The organism is Aromatoleum toluclasticum ATCC 700605, assembly GCF_000378245.1.
In the GTDB taxonomy this organism is placed as follows: Bacteria; Pseudomonadota; Gammaproteobacteria; order Burkholderiales; family Rhodocyclaceae; genus Aromatoleum; species Aromatoleum toluclasticum.
Map to the genome: position 1 here is coordinate 77,822 of NZ_KB899512.1, position 14,946 is coordinate 92,767.

14 protein-coding genes are annotated in these 14,946 nt (G+C 69.6%); 5 read left to right on the forward strand and 9 right to left on the reverse strand.

Going from position 1 to position 14,946, the window contains the following annotated elements; genetic code table 11:
* Nucleotides 1–46: 46 nt before the first annotated feature.
* Nucleotides 47–982: a LysR family transcriptional regulator gene (locus F464_RS0125085; protein ID WP_018992616.1), complete on the reverse strand. Its 936-nt coding sequence runs from the start codon at nt 980–982 to the stop codon at nt 47–49.
* 102 nt (nt 983–1,084) lie between these two features.
* On the opposite strand from F464_RS0125085, the gene F464_RS0125090 reads away from it, so the two are divergent.
* The 3 genes from F464_RS0125090 (at nt 1,085) to F464_RS0125100 (ending at nt 4,501) form a co-directional block, all read left to right on the forward strand.
* The gene (locus F464_RS0125090) at nt 1,085–2,392 is read left to right on the forward strand and encodes an aspartate aminotransferase family protein (protein WP_018992617.1); all 1,308 of its coding nucleotides are present in this window, start codon (nt 1,085–1,087) and stop codon (nt 2,390–2,392) included.
* A 25-nt stretch (nt 2,393–2,417) separates the two neighbouring features.
* Nucleotides 2,418–3,911: a CoA-acylating methylmalonate-semialdehyde dehydrogenase gene (locus tag F464_RS0125095; protein ID WP_018992618.1), complete on the forward strand. Its 1,494-nt coding sequence runs from the start codon at nt 2,418–2,420 to the stop codon at nt 3,909–3,911.
* Between the two features lie 71 nt (nt 3,912–3,982).
* Nucleotides 3,983–4,501 (forward strand): O-acetyl-ADP-ribose deacetylase, encoded by a 519-nt coding sequence (locus F464_RS0125100; RefSeq protein WP_018992619.1) that lies wholly within the window; start codon nt 3,983–3,985, stop codon nt 4,499–4,501.
* 14 nt (nt 4,502–4,515) lie between these two features.
* On the opposite strand, the gene F464_RS0125105 is transcribed toward F464_RS0125100, so the two are convergent.
* The 6 genes from F464_RS0125105 to F464_RS0125130 form a co-directional block, all read right to left on the reverse strand.
* A complete protein-coding gene (locus F464_RS0125105) occupies nt 4,516–4,713 on the reverse strand; it encodes a hypothetical protein (RefSeq protein WP_018992620.1) in 198 nt (65 codons plus the stop codon).
* Between the two features lie 11 nt (nt 4,714–4,724).
* Nucleotides 4,725–5,984: a putative Na+/H+ antiporter gene (locus F464_RS0125110; RefSeq protein ID WP_018992621.1), complete on the reverse strand. Its 1,260-nt coding sequence runs from the start codon at nt 5,982–5,984 to the stop codon at nt 4,725–4,727.
* Entirely contained in the window at nt 5,981–6,307 is a 327-nt protein-coding gene (locus F464_RS0125115) for a hypothetical protein (protein ID WP_018992622.1), read from the reverse strand. The genes F464_RS0125110 and F464_RS0125115 overlap by 4 nt, the downstream gene beginning before the upstream one ends.
* Before the next feature lie 119 nt (nt 6,308–6,426).
* Nucleotides 6,427–7,041 carry a response regulator transcription factor gene (locus tag F464_RS0125120; RefSeq protein WP_018992623.1) on the reverse strand — a complete coding sequence of 205 codons (615 nt, stop codon included), beginning with the start codon at nt 7,039–7,041 and terminating at the stop codon, nt 6,427–6,429.
* 2 nt (nt 7,042–7,043) lie between these two features.
* Complete coding sequence (locus F464_RS0125125) at nt 7,044–8,639, reverse strand: sensor histidine kinase (RefSeq protein WP_018992624.1); 1,596 nt, start codon at nt 8,637–8,639, stop codon at nt 7,044–7,046.
* A gap of 1 nt (nt 8,640) precedes the next feature.
* Nucleotides 8,641–9,498: a LysR family transcriptional regulator gene (locus F464_RS0125130; protein WP_018992625.1), complete on the reverse strand. Its 858-nt coding sequence runs from the start codon at nt 9,496–9,498 to the stop codon at nt 8,641–8,643.
* 101 nt (nt 9,499–9,599) lie between these two features.
* On the opposite strand from F464_RS0125130, the gene F464_RS29535 reads away from it, so the two are divergent.
* Complete coding sequence (locus F464_RS29535; RefSeq protein WP_018992626.1) at nt 9,600–10,514, forward strand: DMT family transporter; 915 nt, start codon at nt 9,600–9,602, stop codon at nt 10,512–10,514.
* Between the two features lie 115 nt (nt 10,515–10,629).
* A complete protein-coding gene (locus tag F464_RS0125140) occupies nt 10,630–13,260 on the forward strand; it encodes an FkbM family methyltransferase (protein WP_018992627.1) in 2,631 nt (876 codons plus the stop codon).
* 140 nt (nt 13,261–13,400) lie between these two features.
* Here F464_RS0125140 and F464_RS0125145 read toward each other — a convergent pair whose 3' ends face one another.
* Both F464_RS0125145 and F464_RS0125150 read right to left on the reverse strand, forming a co-directional pair.
* The gene (locus tag F464_RS0125145; protein WP_026296306.1) at nt 13,401–14,195 is read right to left on the reverse strand and encodes an ABC transporter ATP-binding protein; all 795 of its coding nucleotides are present in this window, start codon (nt 14,193–14,195) and stop codon (nt 13,401–13,403) included.
* A gap of 23 nt (nt 14,196–14,218) precedes the next feature.
* Nucleotides 14,219–14,946, reverse strand: a 728-nt coding sequence (locus tag F464_RS0125150; RefSeq protein WP_018992629.1) for an ABC transporter ATP-binding protein, incomplete at its 5' end; no start/stop codon positions are given.

Sequence of the window (14,946 nt, forward strand, 5' to 3'; positions counted from 1 at the left end):
TTTTCACGGCGAAAACCCACGGAAAATCGAGCTCGCACGGCCGATTTCAGGCTCCCGACGCCGCTGCAGGCGCATGCAGGCCGACGAGAATCTCCATGAAACGCCGCGCGACGCGGCCCGGAGGGGGTGTGCGCGCGATCGAGGCCTGCCATTCGCACGCATAGCGCAGGGTTTCGGACGGAATACGCACGATTTCGCCACGCGCCTCGAAAGCCTGCGCGTAGTGGTCCGGCAGGAAGCCGACGTAGCGGCCCGAGCGGATCAGCAGCACGCTCGCCTCCTGCTCGAAGGCGCGCGCCGCCGGCTGCAGGCCCAGGCGCCAGAAGCTTTCCATGTTGGGCGAGTGGTAGCCGAGGCCGACGAAGGCCGCGCGGCGCAGTTCGTCGTCGGACGGCATGCGCCCGCCGGCGAGCAGGGGGTGGCGCGGCGAGGCGTAGAGCGGCAGGAACTCGTCGAACAGATGCACCGACGTGAAGCTGTCGCTCGCGCGGTGGAAGGGGTGGACGGCGACGTGGAAGCGCCCTTCGAGCAGCCCCTTCTCGATCTCGCTGCTGCCGGCGACGAAGACGTTGAACGTCACCGCGGGCGCCTCGGCACCGAAGGCTGCGATCGCCTCGGCGAGGCGGCAGCCGGGGTTGGAGACGATCTTGTCGAACATCACGAGCTTGAGTTCGCCGCGCATGCCGGCGTGCAGTTCGGCGACTTCGTCGCGGAATGCTTCGATCTGCGCGAGCAGGCGGCGCGCCGCGTCGAGCACGACCTGCCCTTCCTCGGTGAGCGCAAAGCCGGCACGGCCGCGCTCGCACAGGCGCACGCCGAGGCGCACTTCGAGATCCTTGAGGTGGCGACTGATCACCGAGCGGCTGATGTTCAGGCGCAGTTCGGCCGCCGCGAGGCCGCCCGATTCGGCGATGGCGATGAACACGCGCAGCAGGCGCAGGTCGGCTTCGGCGAGGCTGGCAAGGAGGGCACGGGATTTCATGCGGCAATTGTTTCATTAGTACGAAACCTTGCGTGCGAAAATTGCTGTTTTATGCACCCGATACACTCCGTAGGATGGCTGCGATCCCACAAGGAGTTCCGCATGCCCCACGATCAGGCCTTCTGGCTGCCCTTCACCGCGAACCGCGCGTTCTGGAAATCGCCCCGCGTCATCACCGGCGCGCGCGGCCACTATTACACGACCGACGACGGCCGCCAGCTGCTCGACGGCTTCTCGGGGCTGTGGACCTCCGGCCTCGGCCACTGCCATCCGAAGATCGTCGCGGCAGTGCAGGAGCAGGTCGCGACGCTCGACTACGCGATGGGCTTCCAGGTCACCAACGACAAGGCGATCGCGCTGGCGCGCGAGGTCGCGACGCTGGCGCCGGCAGGCATGAACAAGGTGTTCTTCACGAACTCGGGCTCGGAGTCCGCCGACACGGCACTGAAGATCGCGCTGGCCTATCACCGTGCGCGCGGCGAGGGCCAGCGCACGCGGCTGATCGGGCGCGAGCGCGGCTACCACGGCGTGAACTTCGGCGGCCTGTCGGTGGGTGGCATTCCGGGCAACCGCAAGGTGTTCAGCGCGGCGCTGCTGCCCGGCGTCGATCACCTCCGCCACACCTGGAGCCCCGCCGACATGGCCTTCTCGAAAGGCCAGCCGGCCTGGGGCGCACAGCTCGCGGACGACCTCGAACGCCTCGCCGCGCTGCATGACGCCTCCAACATCGCGGCGGTGATCGTCGAGCCGGTCGCGGGCTCCACGGGCATCCTCGTGCCGCCGATCGGCTACCTGCAGCGCCTGCGCGAGATCTGCGACAAGTACGGCATCCTGCTGATCTTCGACGAGGTGATCACCGCTTTCGGCCGCGTCGGCGCGCCCTTCGCCGCGGCGCGTTTCGGCGTGACGCCCGACATCATCACGACCGCGAAGGGACTCACGAACGGCGTCGTGCCGATGGGTGCGGTGATCGTGCGCGACGGCATTTTCGAGGCCTTGATGCAGGGGCCGGAGCACGTCGTCGAGCTCTTCCACGGCTACACCTATTCCGGCCACCCGCTCGCCGCCGCCGCGGGACTCGCGACGCTTGCGGCCTACCGTGAGGAGGACAGCTTCGCGCGCGCGCGCGGCGTGGAACCGGTGTTCGAGGAAATGATCCATTCGCTGCGCGATGCGCCGAACGTCGTCGATATCCGCAACTGCGGCCTGATGGGCGGCATCGAACTGGCGCCGCGCGCGGGGGCCGTGGGCATGCGCGGCTTCGAGGTCTTCCTGAAGTGCTTCGAGGCGGGCGTCGTGATCCGCAACGGCGGCGACGTGCTGCAGTTCTCGCCCTTCCTCGATTCGACGCCCGACGAGCTCGCCCGCATCTTCGACACCGTGCGCCAGGCGATCCGCAGCGTCGCCTGACCCTCAACCCTGACGAGAGACAAACATGGAAACCCTCGGACACTACATCGCCGGCACCCGCGTCGCCGACGAGCACCGCACCCAAGCCGTCCATAACCCCGCCCTCGGCGAGCCCGTGCGCCAGGTCGCGATGGCCTCGCAGGCGACCGTCGAGCAGGCGATCGCCGCAGCCGCAGCCGCTTTCCCGGCGTGGCGCAAGACGCCGCCGCTGAAGCGCGCGCGCGTGCTGTTCAAGTTCAAGGAACTGCTGGAGCGCAACGCCGACCGCGTCGTCGCGGCGATCGTCGAGGAGCACGGCAAGGTGTGGGAGGATGCGCACGGCGAACTGGCGCGCGGCATCGAGGTCGTCGAGTACGCCTGCGGCGCGCCCGAGTTCCTGAAGGGCGAGCACAGCCGCGACGTCGGCCCGGACATCGATTCGTGGTCGGAATTCCCGCCGCTGGGGGTGGTCGCCGGCATCACGCCGTTCAACTTCCCGGCGATGGTGCCGATGTGGATGTTCCCGATGGCGATCGCCTGCGGCAACACCTTCATCCTGAAGCCCTCGGAGAAGGATCCGTCGACGTCGATGCTGCTGGCCGAGCTGCTGACCGAGGCGGGCCTGCCGGCGGGGGTGTTCAACGTCGTCAATGGCGACAAGGAAGCTGTCGATACGCTGCTGACCGACCCGCGCGTGCAGGCGGTGAGCTTCGTCGGCTCGACGCCGATCGCCGAGTACATCTACGCGACCGGCACTGCGCACGGCAAGCGCGTGCAGGCGCTGGGCGGGGCGAAGAACCATGCGGTGGTGATGCCCGACGCGGATCTCGACAACGCCGTCAACGCGATCATGGGCGCGGCCTACGGCTCCTGCGGCGAGCGCTGCATGGCGATCTCGGTGGTCGTGGCGGTGGGCGATGCGGTCGCCGACGAGCTGGTCGCGCACCTGAAGCCCAAGGTCGAGGCGCTCAGGATCGGCAACGGCAAGGAACGCGGCCTCGACATGGGCCCGCTCGTGACCGGGCCGCATCGCGACAAGGTGAAGGGCTACATCGACCTGGGCGCCGAGGAAGGCGCGCAGCTCGTCGTCGATGGGCGCACGCTGAAAGTGCCGGGGCACGGGAAGGGATTCTTCCTCGGCGGCACGCTGTTCGACCACGTGCTGCCGTCGATGCGCGTGTATCGCGAGGAGATCTTCGGGCCGGTGCTTGCTGTCGTGCGCGTGAGAAGCCTGGACGAAGCGATCCGCCTCATCGACGCGCACGAGTTCGGCAACGGCACCTGCGTGTTCACGCGCGACGGCGCGGTCGCGCGGCACTTCTCCGACACCGTGCAGGTCGGCATGGTGGGGGTGAACGTGCCGCTGCCGGTGCCGGTCGCGTGCCAGAGCTTCGGCGGCTGGAAGCGCTCGCTGTTCGGCGACCTGTATGCCTACGGGCCGGACGCGGTGCGCTTCTACACGCGGCGCAAGACGATGACCCAGCGCTGGGCGGTGGCGGGGATCGAGAAGGCTCAGTTCGCATTCCCGAGCAACGGCTGAGCGCCGCCGACTTGCACGGGCCGCCGCGCGGGGGCTAGGCTGGAGGACCCTCCGCACAGGAAACCGCCGCCATGACCGCCACGCTGCGCGCCCTGCAGGCCGACATCACGACGCTGCCCGTCGATGCGATCGTCAATGCCGCGAATTCCTCGCTGCTGGGCGGGGGCGGCGTGGATGGCGCGATCCACCGCGCGGCGGGCCCCGAACTGCTGCAGGAATGCCGCGGACTGGGCGGCTGTCCGACCGGGGAAGCGAAGCTGACGCAGGGCTACCGCCTGCCGGCGCGCTTCGTGATCCACACCGTGGGACCGGTGTGGCATGGTGGCACGCGCGGCGAGCCGGCCTTGCTGGCGTCGTGCTACCGGCGCTCGCTGGAAGTGGCGGCGGCGCACGGGGCCGCGACGGTCGCGTTTCCGGGGATCAGCACGGGCGTGTATGGCTACCCGAAGGACGAGGCGGCGCGCATTGCGGTTGCGACAGTGCGCGAAAGCGCCGCAGCGCTGCCGGCGATCGCGGAAGTGATCTTCTGCTGCTTCTCCGCGGGCGATCTTGCGCTGTACGCGGCGCTGCTCGGCGCTGCGCCCGCCTGACGGGCGGGTGCCGCCTAAAGCAGGATCTTCAGCTCGCCGTGGCCGCCGGGCCGCCCTTTCTCGCCGCCGCCGCGGCCGGCCTTTCCGCTGCGCCGCCCGACCGCGTCCTTGAGCAGGCTGACGAAGGCGATCACGAAGGGCAGCGCGAGCAGGAAGGCGAAGCTCGCGGGCAGGGTCTCGAACCACTGCAGGATTTCGTCGAACGTGCTCATGGCGGTCTTCCTTACAGGACCTGGAAGGCGACGATCGCGACCAGGGTCGGCGGCAGCGCGGACAGCAGCAGGCCGACCGGGTGGATCGCTTCGTCGGGGAAATGCCCGCGCAGGATCGCGAAGCCGGCGGGGTTGGGGGCGTTGGCGATGATCGTGAGGCCGCCGCCGGTCACCGCGCCGGCGACCAGCGCGTACTTGAATTCCGGCGACAGGCCCTGCACCAGCGAACCGAGGTAGGTCAGCGCGGCGTTGTCGGTGACGGCGGTCAGCGCGGTCGCGCCGAAATACACGGTCGTCGCGTCCATGCCGGTCAACAGCGGCTGCAGCCACCATTGCTGTTGCCCGCCGAGGACGACCAGGCCGGCAAGGAAGAAGGCGACGAGCAGGCCTTCGCGCAGGATCAGACGGTCCTGGTAACGCTTGTAGGCGGTCACGAAGCCGAGGAAGAACAGCAGCAGGCCCATGAAGACGGCGGGGTGGTGGGCGAAGGCGACGACGCCGGCGAGGAACAACAGGTGGATCACGACCATCAGCATCGGCATGCGCTCGCTGCTCTTCGCGGCGCCGGTGTCGAGCGCGGCGAGTTCCTGGCGGAACACCATCGTGACGACGAGGCCGTTGAAGACGACCGCGATCAGCGCCTTCCAGCCGAAGGTCGCGATCATGAACCAGATGTCCCAGCCCCAGGTGCCGGCGACCATCAGCACCGGCGGCGCGGCGAAGGGGGTGAGCGTGCCGCCGATCGAGATGTTCACGAACAGGGTGCCGATCGTCGCGTACATGAGGCGGTTGGAGATGCCGTTGGCGAAGAACTTGTCGCGCAGGATCATCGCCGCGAGCGTCATCGCCGCCGGCTCGGTGATGAAGGAGCCGAGCAGCGGCACCAGCGCCATCGTGACGAAGTAGAACGCGACGTTCTGGTGCAGGGGAATGAAGCTCGCCGCCATGCGCACGAGGGCCAGGGAGAAGCGCAGGATCGGACGGCTGCCGGCGATCACCATGATCGCGAACACGAACATCGGCTCGGTGAAGTTGCGGCTGTCGAGATAGGCGATCGCGTCGGCCCGCCCGGCGAGCACGCCCATCGCGACGATCAGCACCATCGCCCAGAAGCCGAACACGACCTCGACTTCACCGAGCAAGTGGAACACGCCGGCGTGCGCCGGATGGCGATGCGCCAGCTGCTCGAAGAACTTGGTCGAGAAGGTGTGGATGATGGCCAGCGCAAACAGGCCGGCCGCCAGCATCTGTACGGTCGTCGCCTCGGTCATTGCTCTCGTGCTCCCCTTTGTGGGTGTTCTGTCAGGTAGTGATGCAGGCCGCGCCGCGTGCGCCGGATGAAGAAGGGGCCGGCGAGCACCGCCAGCAGCGGAACGGCAACAAGGAAATTGGCGAGAAAGGCTTCGATCCGGTGCGTGAGCCCATCGAACACCACATAGCGCGTGGTCCCCGCCGTGAGCGCGAGGCCGAGCGCGATCGCGGCGAGCTCGAGGCCGTCGAACGGGGTCGCGCGCGCACTGCCGAGGACGGCGTCGCGTTCGCGCTGCGGGATACGGGTGAGCTCCGGATAGATCAGGAGCCAGAATTTCGCCATCGGGGAAAGCCTCCTACAGCCCCGAGATTAGCGGCCGGGAGCGCTCCCGAAAATTGGACAGGTCGCGTACGCGGATCGGCGTATCCGCGCACCGCAGGTGCGTGCCCGAACTGCCTGCTTCAGGCTTCGCGGCAGGCGGCGATCAGGGCGGCGAGCGACTCGGCTTCCATCTTCTGCATCACTCGCCCGCGGTGCACCTGCGCGGTGCGGTGGCTGATGCCCAGGCACGCGGCGATCTCGTGGTTCGACAGGCCCTGCACCATCAGCTCGCAGACTTCGCGCTCGCGCTCGGTGAGGGAGCCGAGCCGCCCTCCGACGGAGCGTTCACGCCGCGCGGCGGCGAGGCGCTCGCGTTCGCGCGCGAAGGCCTGCTCGATCGCGGCGAAGAGGTCGGCATCGTCGAAGGGCTTCTCGAGGAAGTCGATCGCGGCCTGACGGAAGGCCTGGCGCGCCACGGCCGCATCGCCGTGCGCGCTCATCACGACGAAGGGCAGCGGCATGCCGCATTCGGCGGCGATGCGCTGCAGCTCGAGGCCGGAGGTTCCGGGCATGCGGATGTCGGTGAGCACGCAGCCGGCCCATGCGTCGCCACCCTCGCCCGCCGCGCGCAGGAAGGCGTCGGCGCTGTCGAACACGCGCGTCGCATAGCCGCGGACGCCCAGCAGCAGCGACAGCGAGTCGCGCACCGAGGCGTCGTCGTCGATGAGGAATACGCACAGGCGTTCGTTATCCATGCTCAGCCCTTCATTCGCGGCAGCGTGAAATGGACGCGGCCGCCGGGGCCCGGTTCCGCGACCAGTCGTCCACCGTGCGATTCGACGATCGCGCGGCTCATCGGCAGGCCCACGCCCATGCCGTTGGCCTTGTCGGACGCGAAGGGCTCGAACACGCTGAGCACCCGGTCCGGGGGGATGCCGGGCCCGGTATCCTCGACCTCGCCGCGCAATTCGTCCTCGTCCGCGCGCAAGCCCAGGCTGATCGTGCCGTCCGGCATGCCCGCCAGCGCGTCGACGGCATTCTGCAGCAGGTTGCGCAGCACGAGTTCGATCTGCACGCGATCGGCGAGCGCCAGCGCCGGCTCCGCGGGAAGATCGAGCCGGAAATGGATGCGGCCCGCGTGGCTGCGGCAGGCCTCGACCATCGCGGCGGCGACGGCGCCGACATCGACCGGTTCGCGCCCTTCGACGCCCCCCTTGAAGAGATCGCGCAGCCGGCGGATCACGTCTCCCGCACGGCGCGCCTCGGCCGAGATGCGGTCTAGCGTGTCGGGCAGGCTCGCGTGCGCAGCCGGCGAATCGGATTGCAGGATCAGGCGGCACGCGCGCGCATAGTTGTTCAGCGCCGTCAGCGGCTGGTTCAGCTCGTGCGTGATCGCCGCGGCCATCTCGCCGGCGGCGGCGAGCTTGAGGGTGCGGCGCAGGTCGTCGGAAATGCGCTGGCGTTCGTCGACGGTCACGGCAACGAAGAAGCCCGTCATCGCGAGCGCGAGGAGCAGCGCCTGCAACTCGAACACGCCTAGCGAGCTGATGCCGGAGGCCTCCATGACGATGATCACTCCGACCTGCAGCAGGATCATCGCCGGCGCCGTGCCGGCCATGCCGTGCCGCGCGGCGATCCACACCAGCGGCAGGAAGAGCACGTAGAAATAATTGAAACGCTGGGCGACCGGCAACGCGAAGACGAACCACAAGCTCGCAAGGATCGCGCCGAGCTGCAGCAGCACCTCGGGATTGCGCAGCAGGCGCGCGATCTGCGCGCGGCGCGACGCGTCGAGCATCATCAGGATCAGCGGCAGCGACACGACGATGCCCACCGTGTCGCCGATCCAGAAGCGCAGCCACGCGGCGGCCATGCCGCTCGACGTGCCGCCCAGCAGCACGACCGCAGCAACGTAGGCGCCGCCGATCAGCAGACAGCCGCCGGCGACGACGGCAAACAGGCGCAACACGTCGCTGCGATGGCGCAGCGACACTGCAACATGCAACCGCCCCTGCAGCGTCACCGCGATCGCCGCGTAGCCGAGCGAGAGCACCAGCGCGATCAACAAGGCCGCGACCGGCGAGGCGACGTCGCGGATCGTCATCTCCGCGACCACGACCGTCACGAGCACCGCCCACAGCCAGCGCCACCCGAGCACCATCAGGAAGGCAATCGCGAGGCTGGGCTGCGGGTTCCACGGCGTGACCTTGAAGTCCGCCATCGGGTACAGGTAGCTCGCGCGGTCGAGCAGCAGATAGGCGATGCCGAAGGCCAGCGCGAGCAGCCACCGATGCCGCAGCGTGCCGACGGGCGGCGCGGACGCGGGAACGCTGCCGAAGCGGGACTGGAGCACCTCAGCCGCGCCCGATCAGTTCTGCCAGCGCACGTACCGTCGGGGCGGGCGTGCCGCTACGGTGGATCAGCACCGTGCATGCCTGTGCGAACTCGGGCGGCAGCGTATGGATGGACACGCTGTCCTCCACCGGCAGCTTCGCGAGCAGGCTGCGCGGCACCAGCGCGACGCCCATGCCTGACGCGACACAACCGATCATCGCGTGATAGGACGCGAGCTCGACGACGCGTTCGGGCACGACGTCGCCCGACGCGAGCCAGGCCTGCAGCCGCTGACGGTAGGCGCAGCCGGGCTCGAAAGTGAGCAAGGTGCGGGCGCACAGGTCGCGCGGCGAGGCGATCGCCGGGTGGCCCACGGGCGCGACCAGCACGAGCTCCTCGTCGAAGGCCGGCACGCTCGCAATGCGCGCGTCCTCGACCGGGCCGCTGACGAGCGCGCATTCGAGCTGGCCGTCGATGACCTCGGCGATCAGCGGCCCGGTCGGGCCGGTGCGCAGCTCCAGCTGCACCTCGGGGTACTGCGCATGGAAACGCGCGAGCAGCGCCGGCAGACGTGCCGCCGCGGTGCTCTCCATCGAGCCGAAGCGCAGCCGCCCGCGCGGCGTGCCGTCGCTGACCGCGGCGCGCGCCTCGTCGGCGAGCGCGAGCAGCCGGTCGGCGTAGTCGAGCAGCACGCGCCCGGACGGCGACACGATCAGGCGCCGCCCCTCGCGGAAGAAGAGCTCGACGCCCAGCTTGTCCTCGAGCTGGCGGATGCGCGTCGTGACGTTGGACTGCACGCGATGCAGCTTCTCGGCCGCGCGCGTGATGCCGCCCTCACGGACGACGGCGCGGAAGATGGTCAGGTCGTCGAGGTCCATCGTTCTCTCGCAAAAATGCTTTGAATCATAATTATTCATTTTACGCGAACGATGTCCAGCGATATCGTGGCAGCCGTACCAACAGCACTCGGGAGCAGTACATGAGCACCGGACGGGACCAGACCATCGGCTATCTCTCCGCAGCGGGCACGGTGGCGATCTGGACGGGCTTCATCCTCATCTCCCGCCTCGGTGGCAAGAGCGCGCTGACGGGCCACGACATCCTCGCCCTGCGCCTCGGCGTGGCTGCCTTCCTGCTGCTGCCTTTCGCCGGCAGCCTGCCGCGCGGGTCGTGGCGCGATGCGCGCCTGTGGACGCTGGGCATGCTCGGCGGCCTGTTGTACGGCGTGCTCGTGTATGCGGGTTTCAAGCTCGTGCCGGCCGCGCACGGCGGCATCCTGCTGCCCGGCATGCAACCCTTCCTCGTCGCCGGCGTCGCGTGGCTGCTCACGCGCCAGCGCATGCCGCGCGAACGCGCCTTCGGCCTCGCCTTCATCGCGCTGGGCGTCGGCTTCGCCGCACAGTCCTACCTGGGCGGCAGCACGTGGTCGCCAGCCATGCTCGCGGGCGACGCGCTGATCCTTTCGTCGGCCCTGATGTGGGCCTTCTACAGCGTGCTCGCCAAGCGCTGGGGTTTCCATCCGTGGCTGCTCACGCGCTTCGTCGCCTTCAGCTCGGCACTGGTCTACCTGCCGGTCTACCTGCTGTGGCTGCCCAAGCAGCTCGACGCGGTGCCGATGTCCACGCTGTTGCTGCAGGGGCTGTACCAGGGCCTCGGCGCGACCATCGTCGCGATGCTCCTGTTCCTGAAAGCGGTCGAGAAGCTGGGCGCCGAGCGGGTCGGCGCGCTGATCGCGCTGGTGCCGGTGCTCGCCGGCGTCGCCGCGGCACCGCTGCTCGACGAGGCGCTGACCGGCTGGCTGCTCGCGGGCCTGGTGTGCGTGTCGCTCGGCGCCTTCATCGCCGCCCGGCCGATCGCGCGCCTCGTCCCGGCGGCCGCCCCGGCAACGCGCTGAACCCCTCGCTGCGCTACGCACAACGGGCTGCGCGGGTGCGCATGCAGCTAGAATAGCCGCTTGCCCACCCGCCGCGGCCGACACGCTCGCGGGGAACCCTCTCCCGTAAGAGCCGATGAAGAAGAAAACCATTTCCGCGAGCCAGCTGGCACGACTCCAGGAAGCGATCGCACTGCAGAACCGGGGGCGCCTCGACGAAGCCGACGCGATCTACGCCGACTTCCTGCGCAAGGTTCCCAAGCATCCCGACGCGCTGCACCTGCGCGCCCTGATCTGCCACGCGCGCGGCCGCCACGCGGATGCCGCGCGCTTCGCGGAAGCGGCGATCGCCGCGGCGCCCGACATCGCTAATTTCCACAACACCGCCGGCGAAGCCTGGCGGCAGCTCGGCGACCGTGCGCGGGCGCGCAAGCATTTCGCCGCGGCCGTGCGCCTCGCACCCGGTCTCGCGATGGCCCACCACAACCTGTCGCTGGTGCTCGACGCGGACGGCCTCACGGCGGAGGCGCTCGCGGCCTCGCAGCGCGCCGTCACGCTGAACCCGCGCTATGTCGAAGCGCTGGCACAGAGCCTGGACATAGCGCACCGACTGGGCGACCGCGACGTTACCGAAGCCGCGCTGGCGCAACTGCAGACCTGCGACAGCGAACTCGCGCACGATGCGATCGCCCGCTTCCACACGATGAGGGCGCGCGATCACGTGCAGGCCCTGCGCTTCGACGACGGCATCGCCGAGGCGGAACAGGCAATCGCCGCGAGCCCGCGCTTCTGGGGCGGCTGGGCGCTGCTCGGCGAAGCCTGCAACGAAACCGGACACCACGCACGCGCCGAGCTGTGCGACACGATCACCGCGAACCTCGCGCCGGACAACGAGAACGCCCGCCTCAACCTTGCGCACCTGCTGAAGGAACAGCAGCGCCTCGACGAGGCCGAAAGCCACTACCGCGCGTGGCTCGCCCGCCGGCCCGGCAATGCCGAGGCGCGCTTCGGCCTCGCCGGTGCGCTGCTGATGCGCGGCCGCTACCGCGAGGGCTGGCCGCTGTTCGAAGCACGCTGGGAGCTCCCGCGCCACGGCGGCGCGAAATTCTCCGGCGCGCCGCAATGGACGGGGGAGGCCGTGGGCCGCTTGCTGCTCTACGCCGAACAGGGCCTGGGCGACACGCTGCAGATGCTGCGCTTCCTGCCCGACGCGATCCGGCGTGCGGGCGGCGCGGTGACGCTGCTCGTGCCCCCGGCGCTCGCACGCATCGCCCTGCGCGCAAGCGGCGCGGACGGGATCGAGATCCTGACCGCCCTGCCCGGAGACGCGGCCTTCGACGCAGCCTGCGGGCTCATGAGCCTGCCCGGCATCGCCGGCCTGGCAACGCCCGCCGAGGCTGCCGCGCCCGCGCCCTACCTCGGGCACGACCCCGCGCGCGCCGCGCATTTCGCCGCGCGCCTGGCCAGCCACCCCGGCCGCAAGCTCGGCATCGTATGGATGGGCGGCCAGGCCGGCTCGGCAAACCGCCGCCGCCGGCTGCCCGAAGCGGCCCTGCTCCCCTTGCTGACGCTACCGGGCTGGACACCCGTGTCGCTGCAGTTCGCCATCGCAAAGCCGGAGATCGCCGGCCACCCCCTCGTCGACCTCTCGGACGACATCGCCGACTTCGAAGACCTCGCTGCCGCAATGAAGGCCGTCGACGCCGTCGTCTCGCTCGACTCCGGCCCGGCCCACCTCGCCGGCGCGCTGGGCGTGCCGATCTCGATCCTTGTTCCCTGGCTGCACGACTGGCGCTGGGGCCTCGGCGGCGAAGGCTGCGACTGGTACCCCTCGGCCACCCTCGTCCGCCAGCCGCTCGGCGGGAGCTGGGACGCGCCGGTCGCGGGCCTCGCCGCGCGGCTGTCGGGCCAGGCGGATGCGCCGCCGGACACCGCCGCGAGCGCAGACGGGGACCGGGTCATCCTGCGCAACGAGTTTCCCCTCGTGCGTGCCCGCTGCCGCGACGGCATCCTCACGATGCCGCTCTTCGACCGCTATGTCACGCTGTCGCTGCTGCTGTACGGCGAATACTCGCCGCGGGAAGCCGCGCTGCTGTCGTCCTGGCTGCGGCCGGGCGACACGGCCGTCGACGTCGGCGCCAACCTCGGCACGCTCACGCTGGCAATGGCGCGCAGCGTGGGCGAAACCGGCCGCGTGATCGCCTTCGAGCCGCAAGCGGCGATCCACGGTTGCCTGCAGCAGACCCTCGCGGACAGCGGCATCGGCCATGTGGAACTGCATCGCCGCGCGGTCGGCGCGACCGCGGGCCGGGCAGTGGTTCCGCAACTGGACCTTGGCCAAGCCGCGAACTTCGGCGGCGTGAGCATCGCCGACGCGGGCGACTCAGTGGTCAACTTAGTGGGCGAGATGGAGGGAGGGGGCGACATGGTCGAGCTCGTATGCCTCGACGACCTGGAGCTGCCGGCCTGCCGCCTGCTGAAGATCGACGTGGAAGGCCGCGAACTCGACGTGCTGCGCGGCGCAAGCGGCCTGATCGGGCGCTGCCGTCCGTTGATCGTGGTCGAATGCGACCGACCCGACCGCCTCGCCCCCTTGCGGGCCTTGCTGCGCGAGCACGGCTACCGCGTGTTCCGCCACGAGCCGCCGCTCTTCGACACGGCCAACTTCCGCAACTGCCCGCACGACGCCTTCCCGCGCATCGTCTCGGGCAACCTGCTCGCGCTGCCGGAAGGCGAGGAGCCACCGGCCGACGCGCACCCGGCCTGAGAGCTTGTGAATCAATCTACTGCGCGACCCGATTTCGCCCCTGTGATGCTCGCCGTACCGTTTGTACGGCTGCGCTTCTCGGGCCGAACTCGGGCCGCTCGCTACGATTTCTTCACAAGCTCTGAGCTCAGGTCGGCAACTCAGGTCGACAGCATGGCCTGGTGCTTCCCGCCCAGTCCCAGGTAGGCCTCGATCACCCGCGGATCGTCGGCGAGCTGCTTCGCTGGCCCTTCCATCGAGATCTCGCCCGTCTCCAGCACATACGCGTAGTCGGCGACCTGCAGCGCCGCGCGCGCGTTCTGCTCGACGAGCAGGATGGACACGCCGCGCCGGCGCAGCTCGCCGATGATGCGGAAGATCTCGCGCACGATCAGCGGGGCGAGGCCCAGGCTGGGTTCATCGAGCATCAGCAGCTTCGGCTTGGCCATCAGCGCGCGGCCCACCGCCAGCATCTGGCGTTCACCGCCCGAGAGCGTACCGGCCATCTGCGCCTTGCGCTCTTCCAGCCGCGGGAAGAGGTGATACACCTCCTTCATCGTCTCGGCGTGGTCGCGCTTGCCGGAGCGGTAGCGCTGGAAGGCGCCCAACAGCAGGTTGTCCTCGACGCTCATCTCGGCGAAGAGTTCGCGCTTCTCCGGCACGAGGTTCATGCCGCGCGCGACCATGCGTTCGACGCGCGGCACGTACTCGACTTCGCCGTCGAACGTCACCTGCCCGCGCGAGTCGAGCAGGCCCATGATGGCGGAGAGCATCGTCGTCTTGCCCGCGCCGTTGGGGCCGATCACGGTGACGATCTGCCCTTCGCCGACGCGCAGGTTGGCGTTCGACAGGGCTTCCACCTTGCCGTAGGCCACACACAGGTCGCGCACCTCGAGCACCGTGCGCGGGGTGGCGGGGGCGCTTTTGCCCGCCTCGTCGAGGGTCTGTCCGATCATGTCGATCTCCACGCTCATGCCGTTCATTCCACACCTCCGAGATAGGCTTCGAGCACCGCCGGGTTCTGCTGCACTTCCTCGGGCAGGCCTTCGGCGATCTTCTGGCCGAACTCCATCACGACCACGCGATCGACGAGCCCCATGACGAAGTCCATGTCGTGCTCGACCAGCAGGATGCCCATGCCTTCGCCCCTGAGCTTCTTGAGGAGTTCGGCGAGCGCCTGCTTCTCCTTGAAGCGCAGGCCTGCGGCCGGCTCATCCAGCAGCAGCAGGCAGGGGTCGGCGGCGAGCGCTCGGGCGATCTCGAGGATGCGCTGCTGGCCCAGCGCGAGGCTGCCGGCGGCATCGAACATGTGCTCGGCGAGGCCCACGCGCTCGATCTGGCGCGCCGCTTCGTTGAGGAGGCGCGCTTCCTCGGCGCGGTCCATGCGCCACGCGGCGGGGAACACGCCCTTGCCGCCGCGCATGTGGGCGCCGATCGCGACGTTCTCGAGCACACTCATGGTCGGCAGGAGCTTCACGTGCTGGAAGGTGCGGCTCATGCCCATGCGGGCGATCTCGCGCGAGCCGCGCCCGGCGACCGGCTTGCCGAGGAACAGCACGTCGCCCGAGGTCGGGGTGTCGACGCCCGAGATCTGGTTGAACATGGTGCTTTTCCCCGCGCCGTTGGGGCCGATCAGCGCGAGGATCTCGCCGGCCTTCACGGTGAGGCTCATGGCGTTGTTGGCCACCAGCCCGCCGAATTTGCGTG